We start from the raw sequence: 20,417 nt of genomic DNA, 5'->3' as shown, positions 1-20,417 counted from the left end.
TATCCTCGCGTGTCTTGTCTACGCACCGGAGAACCCCAACACATGAAGCCCCCGCTGCTGCTCATCGGGCAGGGCTCGAACGATGACGCCGACTCGGCCGAGTTCGGCAGGTTCGTCCATCGGCTCCGATGCCGGCTCGACGAGCGTGCCGCCGAGGTCTCCGGCGGCTACCTCGAACGAGCCACCCCCAGGTTGAGCGATTCCGTCGCCTCCCTGGTCGCCCGTGGGCACCACCGGCTGGTGGCCCTCCCTCTCAGCCTCAGCAGGGTCGGCGACGACCTGCCCGCCGCGATGAAGCTCGAACAGGAGAGGCACCCGACGCTCATGTACGACTACGGCCGCCCGCTCGGCCCCGACCCCCGGGTGCTGGCCGTACTCGCCGAACGTCTCAAGGATGCCGCCGCCGACATCGTCGAGCCCTCGGGCGAGCGCCCGCGCCTGCGCGTCGTCGACTCCGCCACGCCGCTTGAGGACGACGGCCGCATCGAGCCGGGCGAGACCGCCGTCGTGCTGGTCGGCGAGGGCTCCACGGACCCGGTCGCCAACGCCGAGGTCCACCGCGTCTCACGGCTGTTCTGGGAGACGCACGCCTACGACTTCATGACCGTCGAGACGGCCTTCGTCTCCGTCACCCCGCCCGGCGTGCCCGGCGGCCTCGAACGCTGCCGCCGCCTCGGCGCCCGCCGCGTCATCGTCGTGCCCTACCTGCTGTTCGCGGGCGGCCTCCTCGAACGCGTCTGGGCCCAGGCGCTCGCCTACGGAGCCGGCCACCCCGATCTCGACATCCGCTGCGCCGAGGTCATCGGAGACTGCGAGACACTGGCCGATGTCGTGATAGACCGCTACGAGGAAGCGCTTCAGCTGGTCAACTGACCTCCCGGGAGGACCCATGCTCGATGAGACCCTCGCGGCGATCCGGCCCGCCGACGCCGGGGTGCTCGCCGCCGCCCGCGCTTACCAGGACCGCCTCACCAAGCCGCCCGGCTCGCTCGGCGTCCTGGAGGACGTCGCGGTACGGCTGGCGGGCGCGGCCGGCGTGACCCCGCCGCCCATCCCCGAACCCGCCGCGCTCGCCATCTTCGCCGCCGACCACGGCGTCCACGCCCAGGGCGTGAGCCAGTGGCCGCAGGAGGTCACCGCGCAGATGGTGGCCAACTTCCTGGCGGGCGGCGCGGTCGCCAACGTCTTCGCCAACCAGATCGGCGCCAGTGTGACCGTCGTCGACGTCGGCGTGAAGACCGACCTGCCCTCCGACCCCACGGGGCGGCTGCTGTCGCGCAAGATCGCGAAGGGCACCGCCGACCTGTCGCTCGGCGCCGCCATGACCCGCGCGCAGGCCGTCGCGGCGATCGAGGTCGGCATCGAGGTCGCCCGCCTGCTCGTCGCGGACGGCGCCCGCTGCCTGATCACCGGTGACATGGGCATCGCCAACACCACCGCCTCCGCCGCGCTGATCGCCGCCTTCACCGGCCACCACCCCTCCGCCGTCACCGGCAGGGGCGCCGGTCTCGGCGACGAGGCGTACGAGAACAAGGCCCGGGTGATCGTGCGGGCGCTCCAGGTCAACCCGACCGACGGCCAGGCGCTCAACATCCTCATGTCCGTGGGCGGACTGGAGCACGCCGCGATCGCCGGGTTCATCCTGGGGGCGGCGGCCTTGCGGGTGCCGGTGATCCTGGACGGGGTGATCTCCGGGGCGGCCGCGATGGTGGCCCACGGCCTCTCGCCCGCCTCGATCGACCACTGTGTGGCCGGGCACCTGTCGGCCGAGCCCGGCCACCGGCTGGCGCTGGCGCACCTGGGACTGCGGCCGATGGTCAGGCTCGAACTCCGCCTCGGCGAGGGCACCGGAGGGCTGCTGGCCCACCCGCTGGTGTGCGCGGCGGCGCGGGTGATGCACGAGGTGGCCACCTTCGACTCGGCCGGCGTGTCCGAGAAGTAGCCGGGCCCGCCCCACGCGCTCGCCGGTACGGCCGTCGCCGAGAATCACTCAGCGGGGCAGGTCGTGCCAGGTGGCGGGAGCTTCAGGTCGGTGAGGTACGCGGTCAGGTGCTTGATCACGCACTTCTTGCCCATCCCCCACAGAACGTGGCCGGGTCCCTCGTAGGTGACGGTCACCGATCCCGGGATCATGTCGGTGAGGGTCCGGGTCGTCTCCACGTCGAGGGACATGCCTCCCGCGCCCAAGATCGGTGGGAGGCCGTGCGACGGGAGCGGGCGGACCGGGTTGGCCACCTTCAGCGGCCAGCCTGTGCACGCGACGCCTTCGATCCGGACGGAGCCGAGATTCGGCCTGTTCTTCTCCGCCGCGCGGCGGTAGGTCCGCAAATCGTCGTAGTCGGCGAACCCGCGACCGTCGCCGCAGCTCATCGCCAGGACGCCGGGCGAGCTCCAGGAGAGGACACCGGTGACGACCGGATCGCCGAAGCCGGACCCGTCCCCGCGCCGCGCCTTGTCGACCGACTTGGCGAAGGCCAGCCAGTTCGCGTTGCCCTCGCCCGGGAGAACGGCAGGGAAGGCGAACAGCCGGAGCGCCCATCCGGTCATCTCGCCCTTGCCGAAGTAGGGAGAGGTGGCGGGGATCGGCTTGCGATCGGCCTCGCGAACGAGTGCGCGCCAGACCGCTCCGGCGTCCTCGCCGTGCAGCGCGCAGGCGGGCGTGTCGGCGCACCAGGCGACGAACTTCTGGAACTGCTTCTCGAAGGCGGCCACGACCCGGAGCCCTTGGTCGTTGAAGCCTGCGGCCTGGTTGATCACCCCATCGACGTACAGGGCCCGGATCCGCTGCGGGAACAGGCGGGCATAGGCGATGGAAGGCACCCCGCCGTAGGACTGGGCCAGGAGGCTCAGCTGCTCCTCGCCCAGCGCCGCCCGGATCGCCTCCATGTCCCTGGCCATCGACATGGAGTCCACATGGGCGAACAGTCCGGTGGTGTCCGCCTTCTGGCAGGCGAGGAACGCCTTGGTCATCGCGGCGGTCTGGGCGGTGTGCCGCTTGCGGCTGCGCGGGTCCTGCAGTTCGGTGCCGGGCTTCAAGCAGACCTTGGGCATGCTTTTGAACCACAGGCTGGTGCGCGTTTGGAAGAAGACGAGGTCGAAGCGGCGGCCCAGTTCCTTGAGATTGGACGCGGCGACCTTCACAAACTGGATGCCGCTGGCTCCGGGTCCGCCGGTCACCTCCAGGACGCTGCCGATCCGGCGGCCGGGTTCGGTGGCGGGCAGCCGGGCGAGATCCAGCCGGATCTTCTTGCCGTCGGGCTTTGCCCAGTTCACCGGCACTTCGATCGTGGCGCACTCCGTTGGTGCGGGAAGGGTCTTGTCCGAGCACTTGCCCCAGGTCAGCCGCTCGGCCTCGGCCACCGTAGAGACCGGTGGCGTGGAGACCGGCGGCGTTGCTGAGAGCGCTGCCATGACCGGCGCCGCCGGTGAGAGCGCTGCGATGGCCGCCGTGGCAGTGAGGATCGCGAGAGTCTTCTTCATGGTCCTCACCTCGGCGCCACGTGTCTCGTCGCCTCACGGGCATGCGGACCGGTCGGCTGCGCAGTCGGGGTGCCGGGTATCGGTGACGGGGCCGATGTCAGCCCCAGAACTTGGGTGATCATGACTTACATCCTCGGCCGACCGGGACCGATTCTCGTCGTCCGCGCGGAGGATCATCGACTGGGAGCCTGCTCCCATCCGCACCGCCAACCGTGGTAGGACGCTCCGGCGCGTCGCCCGTCCCATTCCCTGAGCCTTCCGACGGCAGAGCCCCGCTTGATCGACGGGGCTCTTGGAGCGGCGTCGGCCGGGCCGGGTGCTCAGGTCAGGTCGTCGAGTTCGCCGTCTTTGATGCTGAGGCGGAAGGCGTTCCATTCGGTGGGGGTGAAGGTGAGTACCTTGTTGGGGTTGAGATCTTTGCTGTCGCGGATAGCGTAGACGCGGGTGTGGCCTTCTTTGGTCCCGTTCGTGACAGCGACTTCCACGCAGTTGCCGCCGTTGTTGGCGCTGCGCCGCGCTTTGCGCCATTGGACGTTGGTCAGGTCCATTTCGCTCTCCAGACGTCGATCTGGAAGGGGGAGCCCTCAGGTGAGATCGTCGAACTCGCCGTCTTTGATGCCGAGGCGGAACGCGTCCCATTCGGTGGGGGTGAAGATAAGTACTTTGTTGGGGTCGGGGTTTTTGCTGTCGCGCATGGCGTAGATGCGGGTGTGGCCTTCTTTGGTCCCGTCCATGACGGCCACTTCCACACAGTCGCCGCCATTGTCGGCGCTGCGTCGTGCCTTGCGCCACTCGGCGTTGGTCAGGTCCATTTCTCGCTCATCACCTTCTCTATGAGGTCGATGCTCGCGCGGGCCGGGAGCGCATCCGCCTGTATGGCGGTGTAGCGGTTGGCGACTGCCACCACGTCGTCGGGTACGTCACTGATGCGCCCCTCACGCTGAGCCTCTAGATACACGGTATCCGGTGCACCTGGGAGGCTCGCAATAACAAATGCCCCGGCCAGCCCGCAACTTGAACCCGCGTCCATGGGCAGGACTTGAACGGTGATGTTGGGGAGAACCGCCATGGTGACGAGTTTCGCGAGCTGTTCATGCATGTCAGCCCGATCCCCGATGGGCCGAGAGAGAACTCCCTCGTCCAAGAGGACCCAGAGCAGGACGGGGTCTTCGCGGGTGAGGATCTCCTGACGGGCGAGTCGTGCGGCGATCTGCTCCTCCGCCTCATCGGCGGACATGCCCGGTTGCCTGCTCACGACCGCACGTGCGTAAGCCTCGGTCTGGAGAAGACCCGGTACCACGAGGGGCTGCCAGGTACGGAGGGTGCGGGCCTCGCGTTCGACGTCGACCCAGGTTCGGAACCACGTCGGGTAGGAGCCGAGGTGGACCAACGGCCAGAGGCGGGAGAGGTTGCCGTCGGCGTTGAGCGCCCGGTCGGACCGTTCGGCGAAGTCCCTGTTGGGGGTGCGGTTGGCGAGTTCGACGGCGCCTACCAGGGACGTCGAGTAGTTGATGGCGCTCGCGAGCTGCTCCTGCGACAGACCCGCCTGGGTGCGGTAGCGGCGCAGTTCGGCACCGAAGAAGGCCAGGGGGCTGGCATTGGGCGCGAGGTTGCGGGCTGGAGGCATGGGGGGGGCTCCTACGTCCTACGCGGTCACACGCACGGGCGCGGCGTGCACACGGCCTAAGTCGTCGTAACGGTTCGCCTACTCACGGTAGTCGAACACGGGCACGCTTTCACGAAGACGGCAGCGAAAGCCGTCCAGAAAGACGGCCCGGGACGCGGTGCGTGAACACCGGCCGGGGCCTTGACCGCACAACGGAGGTGCGACCCGTGAAGCAGCCTAGAACCTCGACCGCGTCGCGGCGGCACGGATTCCCCGACCCCCTCGGGCGCGATCACGAATCCCGCCCGGCGCGGCCGGGGTGGGACCTCCGCGCCCGGCTGGGGTGGGACCTCAGCGTCGTGTGCCGGGGTGGTCGGCCGTGCCGTCGGGGGAGAGGGGATTGTGAGCGGGCAGCGGCGGTCGGCCGGGCCGTCGGAGGAGCGGAGGGTCGTCAGTGGCCGGCGGGGTGGGTGGCCGTGCCGTCTGGGCAGGAGAGGTTGTGAACGGGCGGCGGCGGTCGGCCCCATTGTCGGGGAGAAGCGATTGTGAGCGGGTGGGTGGCCGCGTTGTTGGGGGAGAGGTGGTTGTAAGAGGGGGCGCCGCCGAACCAGGATGAGGAACATGAGCCGATATGGGGCAATGTACGGGCCGGATCTCACGTTCCTGGGCGTCGAACGCTGTGACGTGCGGGATCCGGCCACTTTCGCGGGCGCAGACGTCGTGATCATCGGGGCGCCGTTCGACGGCGGTACCTCCAACCGCCCCGGCGCCCGCTTCGGGCCCCAGGCGCTGCGCCAGGCTTGTTATCTGCCTCACGACGGCTCGCGGCCCAGCCTCGCCCTCCGCGTGGACGCCCTGCGCGACCTGCGTGTCCTCGACGCCGGTGACGTCGAGTGCTACTCGGGCGACGTCGAAGGCTCGCTGGCCGCCATCGAGGACGCCGTGCACCGCATCGCCGTCTCCGGAGCCGTCCCCGTGGTCCTGGGCGGCGACCACACGGTCGCCCTGCCGGACGCGCGCGGCACCGCCCGCGCCCACGAGCCCGGCCGTACCTCGATGATCCACTTCGACGCCCACGCCGACACCGGGAACATCAGTTTCGGTCACCTGTACGGCCACGGCCAGCCGATGCGCCGCCTGATCGAGTCCGGAGCGATCAGAGGCGACCGGTTCCTGCAGATCGGGCTGCGCGGCTACTGGCCGGAGCCCGAGACGCTCGGGTGGATGGCCGAGCAGAACATGCGATCGTACGAGATGACCGAGATCGTCACGAGGGGTCTCGACGAGTGCCTGACCGAGGCGTTCGCCATCGCGCTGGACGAGTGCGACCAGATCTTCCTGTCCGTCGACATCGACGTGTGCGACCCCGGGCACGCCCCCGGCACCGGCACCCCGGAGCCCGGCGGGCTGTCGGCCAGGGAACTGCTCGACGCGGTCCGTCGCATTTGCTACGAACTGCCCGTCGCGGGGCTTGAGGTGGTCGAGGTGGCGCCGCCGTACGACCACGCGGACATCACGGCGTTCCTCGGCAACCGGGTTATCCTTGAGGCTCTTTCGGCCATGGCCAGGCGCCGCAAGGACGACGAGGGCGGGCCGCGCTGGGATCCACGGCAGCCGCTCCTTGATGGCCGTTAGCGTATCTTCCATTAGGTTTACCTACGAACACCTCAATCTTCGCGAACGGGAGCTTCGCCCCATGGGCCCCTATCTCCTCGGACTGCGGCTGTCCGGCCGCCGGGTCCTCGTCGTCGGCGGCGGCCACGTCGCCCAACGGCGGGTTCCAGCGTTGCTTGAGGCTGGTGCGGAGGTCACGGTGGTGTCCACGTCCGTGACCCCCGCCCTCGACGACCTCATCGCCGCGGGCCGCATCACCTGGCACGCCAGGGCCTACGAGGTCGGCGACTGCGACGGCGCCTGGCTCGTGCAGGCGTGCACCAGCGACCGCGCCGTCAACACCGCCGTCGCCGCCGAGGCGGAGGCCAAGCGCATCTGGTGCGTACGCGCCGACGACAAGGACGCCTCCGCCGCGTGGACCCCCGCCTCCGGCCGGGTGGACGAGATCGGCGTCGCCGTCACGGCGGGCGGCGACCCCCGCCGGGCCGCCGGGATCAGGGACGCCGTCATCGAAGCCCTGCGCGACGGCACCGTCGACGCCCGCCGCAACCGCACCAAACCCGTCGGCGTCGCCCTCGTCGGCGGCGGCCCCGGCGACCCAGGGCTGATCACCGTGCGCGGGCGGCAACTGCTCGCCCAGGCCGACGTCGTCGTCGCCGACCGGCTCGCCCCCCGCGCCCTGCTCGACGAACTCGCCCCCGACGTCGAGCTGATCGACGCGGCCAAGGTCCCCTACGGCCGCTCGCTGGCCCAGGAGGCCATCAACGACATCCTCGTCGACCGGGCCAGGAAGGGCCGGTTCGTGGTCCGGCTGAAAGGCGGCGACCCGTTCGTCTTCGGACGCGGCGGCGAAGAGGTGATCGCCTGCGCCCGCGCGGGCATCCCGGTGCTGGTCGTGCCCGGCATCACCAGCGCCGTCGCCGTACCCGCCGCCGCCGGGGTGCCCGTCACCCACCGGGGGGTCAGCCAGGAGTTCCACGTGATCTCCGTGCACGTCGCGCCGGACGACCCCGCCTCCACCGTCGACTGGCCCGGCCTGGCCCGATCCGGCGGCACACTGGTGCTCATGATGGCCGTCGAACGCCTGGCCAAGGTCGCGGAGACGTTGCAACGAGACGGACGTTCGGCGGACACTCCCGTAATGGTCGTACAGGACGGTACTCTTCCCACGCAGCGGGCGGTTACCGCGACGCTTTCCACCGTGGCCGAACGGGTCTCGGCGGCCGGGATCCGACCGCCCGCGATCGTCATCGTGGGCGATGTCGTGAAGGTCGGCCTGGAGGTCGGGATGGTTCGAGCGGAGCGGATTCCGTGAACGAGGCCAAGGACGACGGGCACCCGGAGTCCGCCGGAGAGCAGACTCTGTTCATGCCCCCCATCAGGGACGTCCCGCCCCCAGAGCCGGTCGGCGAGGCCGTACCGGCGCTGGACGAGGAGACACCCCCCGCAGCGGAGGAGGAACTGCCGCCGGTCGTCGCCGAGCAGCTCACGGCGGCTCTCGACACCCTGCGCGGCGCCGTCGCCGACCTCGGCTTCGGGCTCGACCTGCCTGGCGCCAAGGACGCCCGCCAGGCCCGCGCCGACCTGCTCGCGCAACTCGACGACTACGTGTTGCCCCGGGTGCGCACCAACGCCGCCCCCGCCCTCATCGTCATCGCCGGCTCCACCGGCGCGGGCAAGTCCACGCTGGTCAACAGCCTCGCGGAGAAGAACGTCAGCCGTACGGGGGTCCGCCGCCCCACCACCGGCGTACCCGTGCTGGCCTGCCACCCCGACGACCGCGCCTGGTTCGCCGGCGGCGAGTTGCTCGGCGGGCTGCGCCGCATCGACAAACCCACTCCTGAGGACGGCCTCGACAGCCTCGTCCTGGTCTCCACCGAGAAGCTGCCGCAGGGCGTGGCCCTCCTCGACACCCCCGACATCGACTCGGTCGTCGAGGAGCACCACGAGGTCGCCCACCGCATGCTCGACGCCGCCGACCTGTGGATCTTCGTCACCACCGCCGCCCGTTACGCCGACGCCCCCGCCTGGAAGCTGCTGCGCCTGGCCAAGGAGCGCGGCGCCCGCCTCGCGATCGTCCTGTCGCGGGTCCAGCCGAAGGCCCGCGAGGTCGTCCTCAAGCACTTCGTGCGCATGCTCACCGAGTACGGCCTCGGCGAGGCCGACCGGTTCGTCGTCCAGGAGGCCCAGGTCAGCGAGGGCAGGCTGCCCGACAGCGAGGTCACCGACCTGCGGCTGTGGCTGGCCGAGCTGTCCGTGGACGAGGAGCGCCGGGCCCAGGCCGTCCACGAGACCCTGCGAGGGGTGCTCGACAGCTTCCGCACCCGCGTCCCCGACCTGGCCAGGCACCTGGAGGACCAGGTTTCCTTCCGCGCCGAACTCCGCAAGGACATCGAGGCCGCCTACCTCGGCGCGCTCACCGAGATCGACCGCGCCACCCGCGACGGCTCCCTCGTCCAGGGCGAGGTGCTGGCCCGCTGGCAGGACTTCACCGCCTCCGGCGACCTCACCCGCGCCCTGCAACCGCGCAGGCGGGGCAAGGCCGCCAAACAGGGGCCCGAGCGCGTCCAGGCGTTCCGCACCGCCCTCCGTACCGGACTGGAGTCCGTGATCACCGTCGCGGCCGGGCGCGCGGCCGAGGAGGTCGTCGGACGCTGGCGGCAGCGCGCGGAACTCGGCGCCAAGCTCGGCGAGGGCCTGGAGCGGCCCTCCGACGAGTTCGTCCGGCGCACCAGCCGGGCCATCGTGGCCTGGCAGGAGCACCTGGTGGAACTCGTCCGCACCGAGGGCGTGGCCAAGCGGGCGATCTCCAAGGTGGTCACGTTCGACGCCGACTCGCTGTCGCTGATCTTCATGATCGCGATGTTCGGCGGCGGCAACACCGAGGGCGTGCCCCACCGGCTGGTCAACGCGCTGCTCGGCGCCGAGTCGCTGCGCGCAATCGGCGCCAAGGCGCTCAGCGACCTGCGGGCCCGGATCGGGGTGCTGTTCGACGAGGAGTCGCTGCGGTACGTCCAAGCCCTCGACGCGGCCGGGATACCGGACGAAGCCGCGGCGGCCCGCCTCTTCCAGGCCACGTACAACCTCGAGGTCGCTCGATGACGACGCTTACGACCGCCCCCGCCAAGCAGGGTCTCGGCCCCAGGCTGAACGCGCTTTCCAAGATCGTGGAACTCGGCGCGGGGCGGCTCGACGACCGGTTGCTCAAGGAGTCGGGCGCGCTGCTCATGCGCGCGGGCGAACGCCTCAAACTCTCCTCCGAGCACACCGTCGTCGCGCTCGCCGGAGGCACGGGCAGCGGCAAGTCGTCCCTGTTCAACGCCGTTTCCGGGCTCGAACTGTCGCCCACCGGCGTACGCCGGCCCACCACCTCCCGCACCCACGCCTGCGTCTGGGGTCTCGACGGCGCCGGACCGCTGCTCGACTGGCTCGGCATCCCCGGACGGCACCGCTTCGCCCGCGCCAGCGCCCTCGACAAGGGCGAGAGCCGCCTCCACGGGCTCATCCTGCTCGACCTGCCCGACCACGACTCCATCCGGGCCCTCACCGACACCGAGGCCGACCGGCTCATCGGCGTCGCCGACCTGGTCGTGTGGGTGCTCGACCCGCAGAAGTACGCCGACGCCTCCACCCACCGCCGGTACGTCACCGAACTGGCCGGGCACGACGCCGTCACCGTGTTCGCCCTCAACCAGGCCGACCGGCTGCTGCCGGAAGAGCTCGCCGAACTCGTCATCGACCTCAACGACCTGCTCAGACGCGAAGGCGTCACCCAGCCGACCGTCGTGCCCACCTCCGCGGTCACCGGGCGCGGCATCGACAGCCTCAAGAGAGTCGTCGCCGAGGCCGTCTCCCGCCGCCGGGCCGCCATCCAGCGGCTGGAGGCCGACCTCGACCGGCTCACCGCCAAACTGGCCGCCGCCTCGCCGATCGGCGACGCCCCGCCCGGCGTCGACGCCGCCCGCCGCGTCGGGCTGACCGACGCGCTCTGCGACGCCATCGGCGTGCCCGCGCTGGGCGAGGCCATGGAGAACGCCTACGCCAGGCGGGCCGAGCAGTGGGTCGGCTGGCCGTACGCCCGGTGGGCGGCCGGGTTCCGGCCGGATCCGCTCAAGAGCCTCGACCTCGGCGCCCTTGAGGTGCCGCAAGGGCAGGTCAGCGCGCAGCCCGCCGAGGTGGCCGGTGCCGTGCAGACGATGGCGGACGGGCTGTCGGCGGGCATGACCGGTGCGTGGCGGGCCGGACTCAATCACGCGGCCAGGTCGCGTTCCGGACGGCTGCCGCAGACGCTGGGCGAGGAACTCGCCGAGGTCGCGCCCGTGCTCGACCGGGTGCCCGGCTGGTGGCGGGCACTGAAGGTGTGGCAGTACCTGCTCGTCGTGGCCTTCGCACTCGGCCTCGGGTGGCTGCTCGTCGGGCTGCTGCTGCCCGCGCAACTGCCGTCGTGGCTGGCCTTCCTCGGTGACACCGCGACGTTGCCGTGGGTCGGGGTGGCGACGGGGGCGGTGCTCGGGCTGGGTGCGCTGTCGGCCGTGGCCTCGCGCAACTTCGTCGTCCTCGGGGCGGGACGGGAGCGGGAACGGCTCGAACGCGAGATGCGCCGCCGGGTGACGGCCGTTGCCGAGACCCTGGTCGTCGAGCCGGTCGAGAAGGAACTCGCGCGGCACCACGACTTCACGGCGGCCATGCGGGGCCTCTAAAACCCCCGCTGTTCCTTTCGCCCCGGCCTTCACCTCCTACTTTGGTCTCCTGCCTTCACCCTCACCCCAGGCCCTCGCCCCCCGGGGCCCTGGTCTTTCGTTTTTCGCTCTTCCTGCCCCGTCTTTCGTCCACAGGGCCTGTCGGCGGTTATCCACAGAACCGCGTTCGGTCGACTTCTCCCGCCCTCCTGTGCCGGAGGGTTGCCCCTGTCCCCGGGCGCAGGGCCCGAGGCGAAGGAGGAGCGAACGGTGAACGACATCCACATCACGCTGACAGGCAACGTAGCGGCCGAACCACGCCAGCACACGTTCGAGGACGGGGTCAAAGTGACCTCGCTGCGGGTGCTCACCAGTCATCGGTACTTCGACAAGAAGAGCGGACAGTGGGTGGACGGGGAGCGGGTGTGCTTCGCCGTACGGTGCTGGCGTGCCCTGGGTGACAACGTCGCCCAGTCCGTCCGGGTCGGGCACCCGGTGGTGGTGTCCGGCAAGCTGCGCATCAGGGAGTTCGGGCCCGACGACGACCGGCGGTTCATGGCCGAGGTAGAGGCGTCGTCGGTGGGCCACGACCTGCGATGGGGCACCGGTTCCTTCGCCAAGCCCGACCGGGCCGCGCTCATGGCCACCAAGGAACGGCGTGACCGGCTCGACGAGGAAACCCAGGACTGGGCCATGGGTCGGGTCCGCGCCCTCGGCGGGACGGCGACGCGCAGGGAACTCATGAGCGGCCCCCCGGCCCTCACCCGCGATCCGGCCGAAGGAACCGAACCCGGCTGGTACGGCGACCCGGCAGAGCCGGTCGGCCGGTCGCGAACGAGCCGCAGGACCGATCTCGGCGGCCGTGAGATGGTCAGGGGCCTCGGAGACGCCAGGCACGCGGCATCCGAGGCGGGCGTCGCCACAGGGCCGGCGGCGGGCGGCTTTCGCGGTCGAGGCGAGACGGCGCGTGTGGAAGCAGCGACATCCGGTGCTCGTGCGCTCGGCGGTGCCAACGGGGTTGCCGGCGAGGTCGACGAGGGCTCCGGTCGCGACGCCGCGCGTGAGCAGGGCGGGGTACAGGAGTATGGCGGTGCCGTCGGGCACAGTGGCCTTGATGAGCACGGCGGTGTTCTGGGGGACGGAGGAATTCCTGGCGATGGAGGGATCCCGGGCGACAGCGGCGGTCCGAGCGACGGAGGGATCCGAAGCGACGGCGGTGGTTCGGACGACAGGGGGATCCCGGGCGACGGCAGTGGTTCGGGCGGTGTCGCGGTGAGGTCGGGCACCTCGGGGCAGGGCCCCGAGGTGCGGTCGGATAGCACGAGAAAAGCGGGCGCCGGGAAGAAGAGCGCACGTCCTCCCAAGCCGGGCTCCTCGAAGGAGGGGACGGCGGAGCCCGAGAGGAGGGGTGAGGACGACGCGCTCGTGAGGATACTCGGCGCTGTCGACGGCGGCACTCCCGTGGAGGGCCGGGTGGCCGCCTGAGGTCAGGCGGGCGAATGAGGAGGGGGCATCGGCCGTACGCGTTCGGTGCCCCGAGCCCGGTGGCTCGGAGACCGGGGGAGGACCGGCCGATGGTCGTGCCCGTTGTCAGATGACTAGAGCATCTGTCAGGTCCAGGTCACGCCCCGCACCATGGCTGCTCCTTTCCAGCACGGCTCCGCTCGCGGAGTGAGCGGAATCCCTACTTGTGACCACGAGACGGAAGTGGCCACCCTGCCAAAGGTAGCGGTTCCCATCGCGCGTCGCACACTGCGCAACTATTGTGTTACACATCGTTAGAAAGAGAGGAGACGGGATGGCGGCTACCAGCCACACCTCGATCAAGCCTCGCGACGGTGTGTCAACTCTGGCGGGCCGATGGCCCCTGCTGGGGCAGCGCCGTGCCCTCGTGGCCTACTTCGTCGGAATCGTCACCCTGGATCTGGTGGCCATCGGGGTCTTCGGCGCGACCGCCGACTTCCGATGGGCCGACCTGCTGACGTTCACCGCCCTGATGGCCTGCGGAGCCGTGTGCATAGAAGCCACGCGACGGCTCGGCATGCCCGCCGGGATCTCCCGCGACCTGCTGTCGGCGTGGTGGCTGCCGGTGGCACTGCTGCTGCCGCCCGTCTACTCCCTGTTCGCACCGATTCTGCTCCAAGTGCTCCTGCAGTGGCGGGTACGTGCCACCGTCCTCTACCGCCGCGTGTTCAGCTCGGCGGCCATCGGCCTGGCCGGATGCACGGCCTCGGTGGTCTTCCACGTGCTCGTCCCCGACCCGACAGTCCTGTCCGGCGGCCGTGGCCTGCCGATCGTGTACGCCGTGGGGTGCGCGGCCCTGTTCGCCGTCCTCAACACCGGGCTCATCGCCACGGCCGCCCACACCGCCGACCCCGACACCCGCTGGCGCGAGGTGCTCTGGGACCGCGAGAGTTTCCTGCTCGACGTGGTCGAACTCTGCCTCGGCGTCGTCGTCGCCATCGCGTGCGGGCTCAACCTGGCCCTGCTCGTCCTCGCGCTGCCTCCGGTGGTGCTGCTCCAGCGCAGCCTCCTCCACGCACAACTGCAGGCGGCCGCCCGTACCGACCCCAAGACCGGCCTGCTCAACGCGGCGGCCTGGCAGCGTGAGGCCGACACCGAGATCGTCCGCGCCCGCCGTACCGGTGAGACCCTGGCGCTGCTCATCGTCGACATCGACCACTTCAAGCGCGTCAACGACAGCCACGGCCATCTCGCCGGAGACCAGGTGCTCATCGGCGTGGCCACCACCCTGCGCAGCCAACTGCGCGACTACGACGTCGTGGGGCGCTTCGGCGGTGAGGAGTTCGTGGTCCTCCTGCCGCGCGCCGACATCGTGGAGGCCCGCCGCGTCGCCGAACGCCTCCGCCGCCGCATCGGCCGCATGGCCGTACCAGCCGACGATGCCATGATCACCGTCACCATCTCGATCGGCGTGGCCCTGATGAGCGTCCACGGCGACGACCTCATCGAACTCCTCGCCGCCGCCGACCTGGCCCTCTACCGCGCCAAGGAACTGGGCCGCGACCGCGTCTACATCCCAACCGCCCCCCCAACCTCATCCGATACCAAGTAGTAGCTCCCCTCAATCGCCACCTCAGCTCTCAACCTCCACCTCAGCCCCCAGTCTCAGTCTCAGCGTTCGGCCCTAACCCCAGTCCCGGTGCCCAGCCCTCAGTCTTCGACCTCGCCCGCAGTGCCCAGCCCTCGGCCCCGTGCCCGGCCCTAGTGCGGAGCCCCATCCTCGGCCTCAGCGCCTAGCCTCAGCGCCCAGCTCACAGCTCCGATCCTCAGCTTCAATCCCAGCCGCAATCGCAATCGTCACTTCGGCTGTCAGCGCCCGGCTACCAGTGTCCGGGCGGCAACTCCGGCCTCGATGGCCGTTGGCGGCCTCTGTGCACCCCGCCCTCCCAGTTCGTGCCTGACGCCTGCGCCAGAGTCGGCGGCGCCGGTGCCGCTGGGCTGGGCTGATGTCCGAGGCGTTTGCGGCGTTGGGAGAGGGGTTTGCGGTGGGGTTCGCCCATCAGGTTGTGGGTGAACGGGCACTGCGTGTGGGGCTGAGGGCGGCCGGGTTTCCCGCTGGGTGGATGTTGCCTTCTTGCACCATTTACTGTTCGGGGTGTCGCTGGGGGGCCGTGCGTCCTGCCGGGTAGTGGCGTGTGGTGTCCCCGGCCGGTGCCGTTGTTCGGGGACGGTGTGAGGGTGGGTGGGCGTCCGTCGGGTGGTGGCGGGTTGCGTCCTCAAGGCCATTGCCGTCGGTCGGGATGCCGCCAAGGGTCGCCGGGCCTCCCGCCGGGTGGTGAGGGGGCGGGAGGCGGCTGAGGAATCGCATGCCTTGTTCTCCCCTCGCCGGAGAACGGGTATGGCGCTTTCCTGTCATTGGTCTGACAGTAAGGATTTACATTTCGTGCGCACGATAGTACATCCGTTTATGGATGCGCTTGTCAGTGATAGTAGCGGTCGGTAGAGAGGGGCTTTCCAGGGTCATCGGGAGTGTACGTGTCGTCGTGTACGCCGGGTCGTGCAATTGCTTTTCTCATGTTTTCAAGGTAAATGTCGGCGACCTGTCGTGCAATAAGTCGGCCTGTCGAACATCCGAAAAGGTTTATTCAGTTTCCGTGGTGAATGGCATACTGCTTTCCGCCCGGGTGCCGACCGTGGCGAGGACGCCGAGTGCCTGTTCTTCGAGTTGCCGGAACCCCCGGGCGCGTGCGACGTCGAGCGCCTCCCGCCCGTGGGCGGACGCCAGTTCGAGATGCCCGAGCAGGCTGTGCGCACCGGCCAGTCCGATGAGGGACTCCAGCCGGGGCTGCGGGTTGCCGACCTCGCGGGCGATGTCCAACGCCCGCCCGTGCTCCTCGGCGGCCTGCTCGGGCCGCCCCAAGCAGGTGAGTACGGTCGCCCGCGTGTTCAGCGTGTCCGCCTCGGCCCGGCGGTCGCCGATCGCCACGGCCAGGTCCACCGCCTGATCGGCCAGGTCGAGGGCGTCGCCGAGCCGACCGGCGTCCCGGTGGACCGCGGCCAGCGCGGTGAGTACGAGGACCTCGCCGTACCGGTTGCCCGACTGGCGGAACAGCGGCAGCGCGGCGTCGAGGTAGCCGAGCGCGCGGTCGAGTTCACCGAGGTCGTGGTAGATCTCGCCCAGGTTCGCCAGCGTGATGGCCTCGCCGTTGCGGTAGCCGGCATGACGGCAGCGGCCCAGGGCCTCGTGCTGGAGGTCGGCCGCGCGCGTGAGCCGCCCCTGGCTGCGGTGGACCATGCTGAGGTTGGCCAGGCTGGTGGCGTGGATGGTGTTCTGGCCGGTCTGCCGCGAGATGGCGATGGCCTTGCCGTAGTGGTCGGCGGCCTCCTGTAGCCGGCCGAGTTTCCAGTGCACGTTGCCGAGGTTGTTCAGCACCGCGCACTCGCACTCGCGCCACCCGGCCCGCCGGGCGAGCCGCAGGGCCTGCGTGTAGTGGTCGAACGCCTGCTGGTGCAGCCCTCTGCTCTGGCACGCCTGCGCCATGCTCAACTCGGTCGCCGCCTGCGCGCTGAGGTCGCCGTCCTGGGCGGCGGCGGTGCGGGCGGCCTCGGCCACGGCCGGCCAGTCGTGGTCGCGACGTAGCGACAGGTAGCCGCGCAGTGTGTCGGCCAGCCGCCAGGCCACCTCCCTGGGACCGTCCTCGGCGGCATGGGTGATCGCGGCGACCAGCCCGGAACGTTCGGCATCGAGCCAGGCCAACGCGGCCGCAGGCGCCCCGAACGTCAGCGGCGACGACTCGGTTTGTGCCACCGTGTCGAATCCGGCCGTTGCGGCGGATGCCGGTGACGGGTGCCCCAGGGGGTCGAGCCGGGCCTGGGGGGCGGACGCCGGTAAGGGCCGTCGGGCTGGTGCAGCCGAGGGTGGGTGGGGCCGTACCGCTGTGTCGGGTCGGGCCTGCGCGGCCGACGGCGGGCGGGGCCGGGCGGCGAGTTGGAGAGCCTGCGGGTAGAGCAGGCGTTTGGCCTCGTCGGCGACCCGCAGGTAGAAGCCGAACAGCCGTGAGAGCGCGCCGTCTCGCTCCTCGGGCGTCGCGAGCTCTCGGGCGTACAACCGGATCAGGTCGTGGAAACCGTACCGTCCGGGAGCGGTCCGCAGGATCAGGTGGGTACGCTCCAGGCGGTCGAGCGCCCGCTGGACGGGACCGGCCGGGCCGCCGGCCAGCACGGCCGAGGTCTGCGCGGTGAGGTCGGGGCACGGACTCAGCCCGAGGATCCGGAACAACCGCTGGTCGGCCGGGTCGAGCGCGGCATACGACTGGTCGAAGGCGGCCCGGACGGCGGCCTGGCCGTCCCCGTCGACCTGGAGGGCGCCCAGCCGGTCGCTGCCCGCGAGTTCCGTGACGGCGTCGGCGACGGCCCGCTCGGGCTGGCGCGACAGGTTGATCGCCGCGATCCGCAGCGCGAGCGGCAGGTGGTCGCACAGCCGCGCCAGTTCGGCGGCGGCGCCGGACTCCTGACTGATGCGGTCGGCGCCGAGGATCCTTCCGAGCAGCGCCCGCGCCTCTGCGGCGTCGAGAACGCCGAGCGGCAGTTCGCGGGCGCCGTCGAGGGCGACCAGGCCGCTCAGCCGGTCGCGGCTGGTCACCAGGGCCAGGCAGGCGGGCGCGCCGGGCAGCAGCGTACGGACCTGGTCGGGGGTCGAGGCGTTGTCGAGCAGGACGAGCACCCGCTTGTCGGCCAGGAGCGTGCGGTAGAGCGCCGCCGCCTCGTCGGCGTCGGGCGGCACCTGCTCGGCGGCGACGCCGAGGGAGCGCAGCAGCCGGGCCAGCGCCTGTTCCGGCCGTACGGGCGGCATGCTGGCGAAGCCGCGCAGATCGACGTACAGCTGCCCGTCGGGGAAGCGTTCGCGCGCCCGGTGCGCCCAGTAGAGGGCGAGCGCGGTCTTGCCGACCCCGGCGGCGCCGGTGAGCGCGATCGTGACGGGCCCGCCCGCGTGGTCCTCGCGGTGCTCGTCCAGCCATCGCAGTTGCCCGGCCCGGCCGGTGAAGTCGGAGACCGACCTGGGCAACTGCGCGGGTACGGCGGACGCCGGGGGCCCGGCGGACAGGACCCGGTCGGGCCGGGGCAGCAGCACCGGGTCGTTGCGCAGGATGGCCACCTCCAGCCGCTGGAGTTCGAGGCTCGGGTCGATGCCGAGTTCGTCGGTCAGGCGTCGGCGCGCCCGCCTGGCCTCCTCCAGCGCCGTGTGCGTCTGCCCGCTGCGGTAGAGCGCGATCATCAACTGGCAGGTCAGCCGCTCGCGGAAGGGGTGGCACCGGGTCAGCTCGGTCAGCTCGTCGAGCAGTTGCCGGTGGCGGCCCAGTCGTAGACCCGCGTCGATCCGGTCCTCCACGGCCACCAGCCGCGACTCCTCCAGGCCGCGGCCGAGGCGCTCCTGGGTCTCCGGCGACGCCGCGCCGTCGAGCGCGGGGCCGTGCCAGAGGCTGAGTCCCTGGTCGAGGAGCGCGACGCGGCGCTCGTCGTCCGGCTCGGTCCTGGCCTGCCGGAGCAGACCTCGGAAGCGGTGGGCGTCGATGCGCTGCGGGTCGATGCGCAGGACGTATCCGGCGCCCTGCGCGGTCAGCGTGACCTGCGACTGCGTGGGGTCGATGTCGCCGAGGATCGAGCGCAGCAGCGACACCGAGACGCGGATCGCGTGCTCGGCCGTACGGGGGCGGTCGATCGGCCAGTTGAGTTCGACCAGCCGCTCGACCGTGACGGGATGGTTGGCCTCCAGCGCCAGTACCGCGAATGTCAGCCGCTGTTTGCGCGGGCCCAGGCCCACGCGCCGGCCATTGGCGTGGGCTTCGACGGCTCCGAGCAAGCGAAACTCGAACATGAGTCACACTCCGCCTCGATTTCGCTCTCATGATCTGCCAATCGGCGGATTTCGAGAACCGACGATCGTAGGTATTTGAGGCGACTCTGAAGGAACTATGAACGGACGCCCGCACAATTTCAGCGGATCTCGGAGCGCTGACGCTGAGGGCGGTCAATGGCTGAATTCGGGGCTGTCACTGAGGAGCCCGCACCCCTGATCTTCCGGCTCGCGCACGCCTCGCGCGGCGCCCCGATGGACTCGGCCCGGCTGGCGTTGCCGTGCGCGATGACCCGCGACTGGGCATGGGGTACGGCCACCGGCGCGGGCGTGCGCGTCTGCCTGATCGACAGCGGCGTGGACGCGGGTCACCCCCGCTTCACCCGGCCGATCACCACGCTCACCGTGACCGGTGACGGCCTGGAGATCGTGCCGGACGAGATCGGCGACCAGGCGGGACACGGCACCGCCTGCGCGGGCGTCATCAGGTCCATGGCCCCGGACTGCGAGCTGACCAGCGTCCGCGTGCTCGGCGGCGGCCTGCTGGGCAGGGGCGAGGTGCTGCTGGCCGCGCTGGAGTGGGCCATCGAGCAACGTTTCCCGCTGGTCAACCTGAGCATGTCCACCCGCCGCGCCGAGCACAAGGAGGCGCTGCACGACGTCGTCGACCGCGCCTACTTCGCCGGGGTCACCGTCGTGGCCTCCGCGCACAACCGGCCGGTGCGCAGCTACCCGTGGCACTTCCCGAGCGTGATCTCGGTGGGCTCCCACGGCCTGGCGCTCCCCGAGCACCTGGAGTGCAACCCGGACCCGCCCGCCGAGTTCTTCGCCCGGGGCGTCGGCGTGGAGGTTCCCCAGCCGGGCGGCCGGATCTCGCGCCTGACCGGCAACAGCTTCGCCACCCCGCACGTCACCGGGCTGTGCGCCCGCGTGCTGGAACGGCATCCGGGCTTCGCCGCCGGCCAGCTCAAGCAGGTGCTGGCCGCCGTGGCGGACAACAGGACCTAGGAGGAGACCCCGATGGCGTTGGGCATCCCCGACTCACTGACCTCGTCGCTGGGGCGCCTGCTGCGCCCCTCCGAGCACGACGAACTGCTGCGCTCGGCCGTACGGCTGGCCAGGCTGACCTTCTCGGCCAAGGCCGCGTCCGTCTTCCTCTACGACGAGGAACGCGACCGGCTGGTGTTCGAGGCGTCGTCGGGGGAGGGCGAGGACCGGCTGCTGGGCGTCGCCATCCCGACGGCGGGCGGCGTCGCCGGCTGGGTGTTCCAGACCGGCGAGACCGTGCTGCTCGGCGACGTCCAGGACGATCCGCGCTTCGACCGGGAGTTCGCCCAGAGCACCGGCTACGTGCCGACGACGCTCATGGCGGCCCCGCTGGAGCTGGAGGACCGCGTCATCGGCGTGATGGAGGTGCTCGACCCGGCGTTGCAGCGGTTCGGGGAGATGGCGGCCGTCGACCTGTTCACCGAACTGGCCGCCCAGACGGCCATCACGCTCGCGCTCATGGCCGCCGCCCGCTCGCTCACCAGGACGACCAGGGAGGGGCTGACCCCGTGGACCCGGCTGGAGATCGCGCTCAGCCGTACGGAGGCGTCGGACGCGGCCGTGGACGACCTGCTCAACGCGCTGAGCCGGTTCGTGACGGCCACCTCGGGACGCGGCGGCCACCCGCTATGAGCCGGTTATGAACCGACTCTGAAGACCCTTGCCGACGATC

Annotated in this window: 15 protein-coding genes; 10 read left to right on the top strand and 5 right to left on the bottom strand. The window is 71.0% G+C overall.

Annotated elements, in window-relative coordinates:
* Window positions 1-42: 42 nt before the first annotated feature.
* Window positions 43-873, top strand: coding sequence for a sirohydrochlorin chelatase (locus tag ABD120_RS04235; protein WP_343948345.1), 831 nt, complete (start codon window positions 43-45; stop codon window positions 871-873).
* A 16-nt stretch (window positions 874-889) separates the two neighbouring features.
* Window positions 890-1,942 carry a nicotinate-nucleotide--dimethylbenzimidazole phosphoribosyltransferase gene (gene cobT / locus ABD120_RS04230; protein ID WP_343948344.1) on the top strand — a complete coding sequence of 351 codons (1,053 nt, stop codon included), beginning with the start codon at window positions 890-892 and terminating at the stop codon, window positions 1,940-1,942.
* Window positions 1,943-1,986: 44 nt separating this feature from the next.
* Here cobT and ABD120_RS04225 read toward each other — a convergent pair whose 3' ends face one another.
* The 4 genes from ABD120_RS04225 to ABD120_RS04210 form a co-directional block, all read right to left on the bottom strand.
* Entirely contained in the window at window positions 1,987-3,480 is a 1,494-nt protein-coding gene (locus ABD120_RS04225; RefSeq protein ID WP_343948343.1) for an alpha/beta fold hydrolase, read from the bottom strand.
* 320 nt (window positions 3,481-3,800) lie between these two features.
* Window positions 3,801-4,028, bottom strand: a complete 228-nt coding sequence (locus tag ABD120_RS04220; protein WP_343948342.1) for a DUF397 domain-containing protein — start codon at window positions 4,026-4,028, stop codon at window positions 3,801-3,803.
* A 36-nt stretch (window positions 4,029-4,064) separates the two neighbouring features.
* Window positions 4,065-4,292, bottom strand: coding sequence for a DUF397 domain-containing protein (locus ABD120_RS04215; RefSeq protein ID WP_343948341.1), 228 nt, complete (start codon window positions 4,290-4,292; stop codon window positions 4,065-4,067).
* Complete coding sequence (locus ABD120_RS04210; RefSeq protein ID WP_343948340.1) at window positions 4,283-5,107, bottom strand: helix-turn-helix domain-containing protein; 825 nt, start codon at window positions 5,105-5,107, stop codon at window positions 4,283-4,285. The genes ABD120_RS04215 and ABD120_RS04210 overlap by 10 nt, the downstream gene beginning before the upstream one ends.
* Before the next feature lie 600 nt (window positions 5,108-5,707).
* On the opposite strand from ABD120_RS04210, the gene speB reads away from it, so the two are divergent.
* The 6 genes from speB (at window position 5,708) to ABD120_RS04180 (ending at window position 14,455) form a co-directional block, all read left to right on the top strand.
* On the top strand, window positions 5,708-6,721 hold the full coding sequence (gene speB, locus ABD120_RS04205) for an agmatinase (RefSeq protein WP_343948339.1): 1,014 nt from the start codon (window positions 5,708-5,710) through the stop codon (window positions 6,719-6,721).
* 61 nt (window positions 6,722-6,782) lie between these two features.
* Entirely contained in the window at window positions 6,783-8,015 is a 1,233-nt protein-coding gene (gene cobA, locus ABD120_RS04200; RefSeq protein WP_343948338.1) for a uroporphyrinogen-III C-methyltransferase, read from the top strand.
* Entirely contained in the window at window positions 8,012-9,802 is a 1,791-nt protein-coding gene (locus ABD120_RS04195; RefSeq protein ID WP_343948337.1) for a GTPase, read from the top strand. The genes cobA and ABD120_RS04195 overlap by 4 nt, the downstream gene beginning before the upstream one ends.
* On the top strand, window positions 9,799-11,400 hold the full coding sequence (locus ABD120_RS04190; RefSeq protein WP_343948336.1) for a GTPase: 1,602 nt from the start codon (window positions 9,799-9,801) through the stop codon (window positions 11,398-11,400). The genes ABD120_RS04195 and ABD120_RS04190 overlap by 4 nt, the downstream gene beginning before the upstream one ends.
* Before the next feature lie 249 nt (window positions 11,401-11,649).
* The gene (locus ABD120_RS04185) at window positions 11,650-12,864 is read left to right on the top strand and encodes a single-stranded DNA-binding protein (protein WP_343948335.1); all 1,215 of its coding nucleotides are present in this window, start codon (window positions 11,650-11,652) and stop codon (window positions 12,862-12,864) included.
* A gap of 313 nt (window positions 12,865-13,177) precedes the next feature.
* Window positions 13,178-14,455 (top strand): GGDEF domain-containing protein, encoded by a 1,278-nt coding sequence (locus tag ABD120_RS04180; RefSeq protein WP_343948334.1) that lies wholly within the window; start codon window positions 13,178-13,180, stop codon window positions 14,453-14,455.
* Window positions 14,456-15,484: 1,029 nt separating this feature from the next.
* Here the strand turns inward: ABD120_RS04180 and ABD120_RS04175 are convergent.
* Window positions 15,485-18,718 (bottom strand): AfsR/SARP family transcriptional regulator, encoded by a 3,234-nt coding sequence (locus ABD120_RS04175; protein WP_343948333.1) that lies wholly within the window; start codon window positions 18,716-18,718, stop codon window positions 15,485-15,487.
* A 156-nt stretch (window positions 18,719-18,874) separates the two neighbouring features.
* Here ABD120_RS04175 and ABD120_RS04170 point away from each other — a divergent pair, with 156 nt between their 5' ends.
* Both ABD120_RS04170 and ABD120_RS04165 read left to right on the top strand, forming a co-directional pair.
* Complete coding sequence (locus tag ABD120_RS04170; RefSeq protein ID WP_343948332.1) at window positions 18,875-19,705, top strand: S8 family serine peptidase; 831 nt, start codon at window positions 18,875-18,877, stop codon at window positions 19,703-19,705.
* A 12-nt stretch (window positions 19,706-19,717) separates the two neighbouring features.
* Window positions 19,718-20,377, top strand: coding sequence for a GAF domain-containing protein (locus ABD120_RS04165; RefSeq protein WP_343948331.1), 660 nt, complete (start codon window positions 19,718-19,720; stop codon window positions 20,375-20,377).
* Window positions 20,378-20,417 lie beyond the last annotated feature (40 nt).

This window comes from Nonomuraea longicatena, from assembly GCF_039525605.1.
Taxonomy (GTDB): domain Bacteria; phylum Actinomycetota; class Actinomycetes; order Streptosporangiales; family Streptosporangiaceae; genus Nonomuraea; species Nonomuraea longicatena.
Note: the sequence above shows the minus strand (reverse complement) of the source record. Positions and strands in the feature narration are given on the sequence as shown.

Excerpts from the sequence above, each read along its gene's own strand:
- ABD120_RS04175 (WP_343948333.1), bottom strand. The coding sequence starts at position 18,718 with ATGTTCGAGTTTCGCTTGCTCGGAGCCGTCGAAGCCCACGCCAATGGC.
- cobT (WP_343948344.1), top strand. The coding sequence starts at position 890 with ATGCTCGATGAGACCCTCGCGGCGATCCGGCCCGCCGACGCCGGGGTG.
- ABD120_RS04190 (WP_343948336.1), top strand. The coding sequence starts at position 9,799 with ATGACGACGCTTACGACCGCCCCCGCCAAGCAGGGTCTCGGCCCCAGG.
- ABD120_RS04235 (WP_343948345.1), top strand. The coding sequence starts at position 43 with ATGAAGCCCCCGCTGCTGCTCATCGGGCAGGGCTCGAACGATGACGCC.
- ABD120_RS04215 (WP_343948341.1), bottom strand. The coding sequence starts at position 4,292 with ATGGACCTGACCAACGCCGAGTGGCGCAAGGCACGACGCAGCGCCGAC.
- speB (WP_343948339.1), top strand. The coding sequence starts at position 5,708 with ATGAGCCGATATGGGGCAATGTACGGGCCGGATCTCACGTTCCTGGGC.
- ABD120_RS04210 (WP_343948340.1), bottom strand. The coding sequence starts at position 5,107 with ATGCCTCCAGCCCGCAACCTCGCGCCCAATGCCAGCCCCCTGGCCTTC.
- cobA (WP_343948338.1), top strand. The coding sequence starts at position 6,783 with ATGGGCCCCTATCTCCTCGGACTGCGGCTGTCCGGCCGCCGGGTCCTC.
- ABD120_RS04165 (WP_343948331.1), top strand. The coding sequence starts at position 19,718 with ATGGCGTTGGGCATCCCCGACTCACTGACCTCGTCGCTGGGGCGCCTG.
- ABD120_RS04225 (WP_343948343.1), bottom strand. The coding sequence starts at position 3,480 with ATGAAGAAGACTCTCGCGATCCTCACTGCCACGGCGGCCATCGCAGCG.
- ABD120_RS04180 (WP_343948334.1), top strand. The coding sequence starts at position 13,178 with ATGGCGGCTACCAGCCACACCTCGATCAAGCCTCGCGACGGTGTGTCA.
- ABD120_RS04220 (WP_343948342.1), bottom strand. The coding sequence starts at position 4,028 with ATGGACCTGACCAACGTCCAATGGCGCAAAGCGCGGCGCAGCGCCAAC.
- ABD120_RS04170 (WP_343948332.1), top strand. The coding sequence starts at position 18,875 with ATGGCTGAATTCGGGGCTGTCACTGAGGAGCCCGCACCCCTGATCTTC.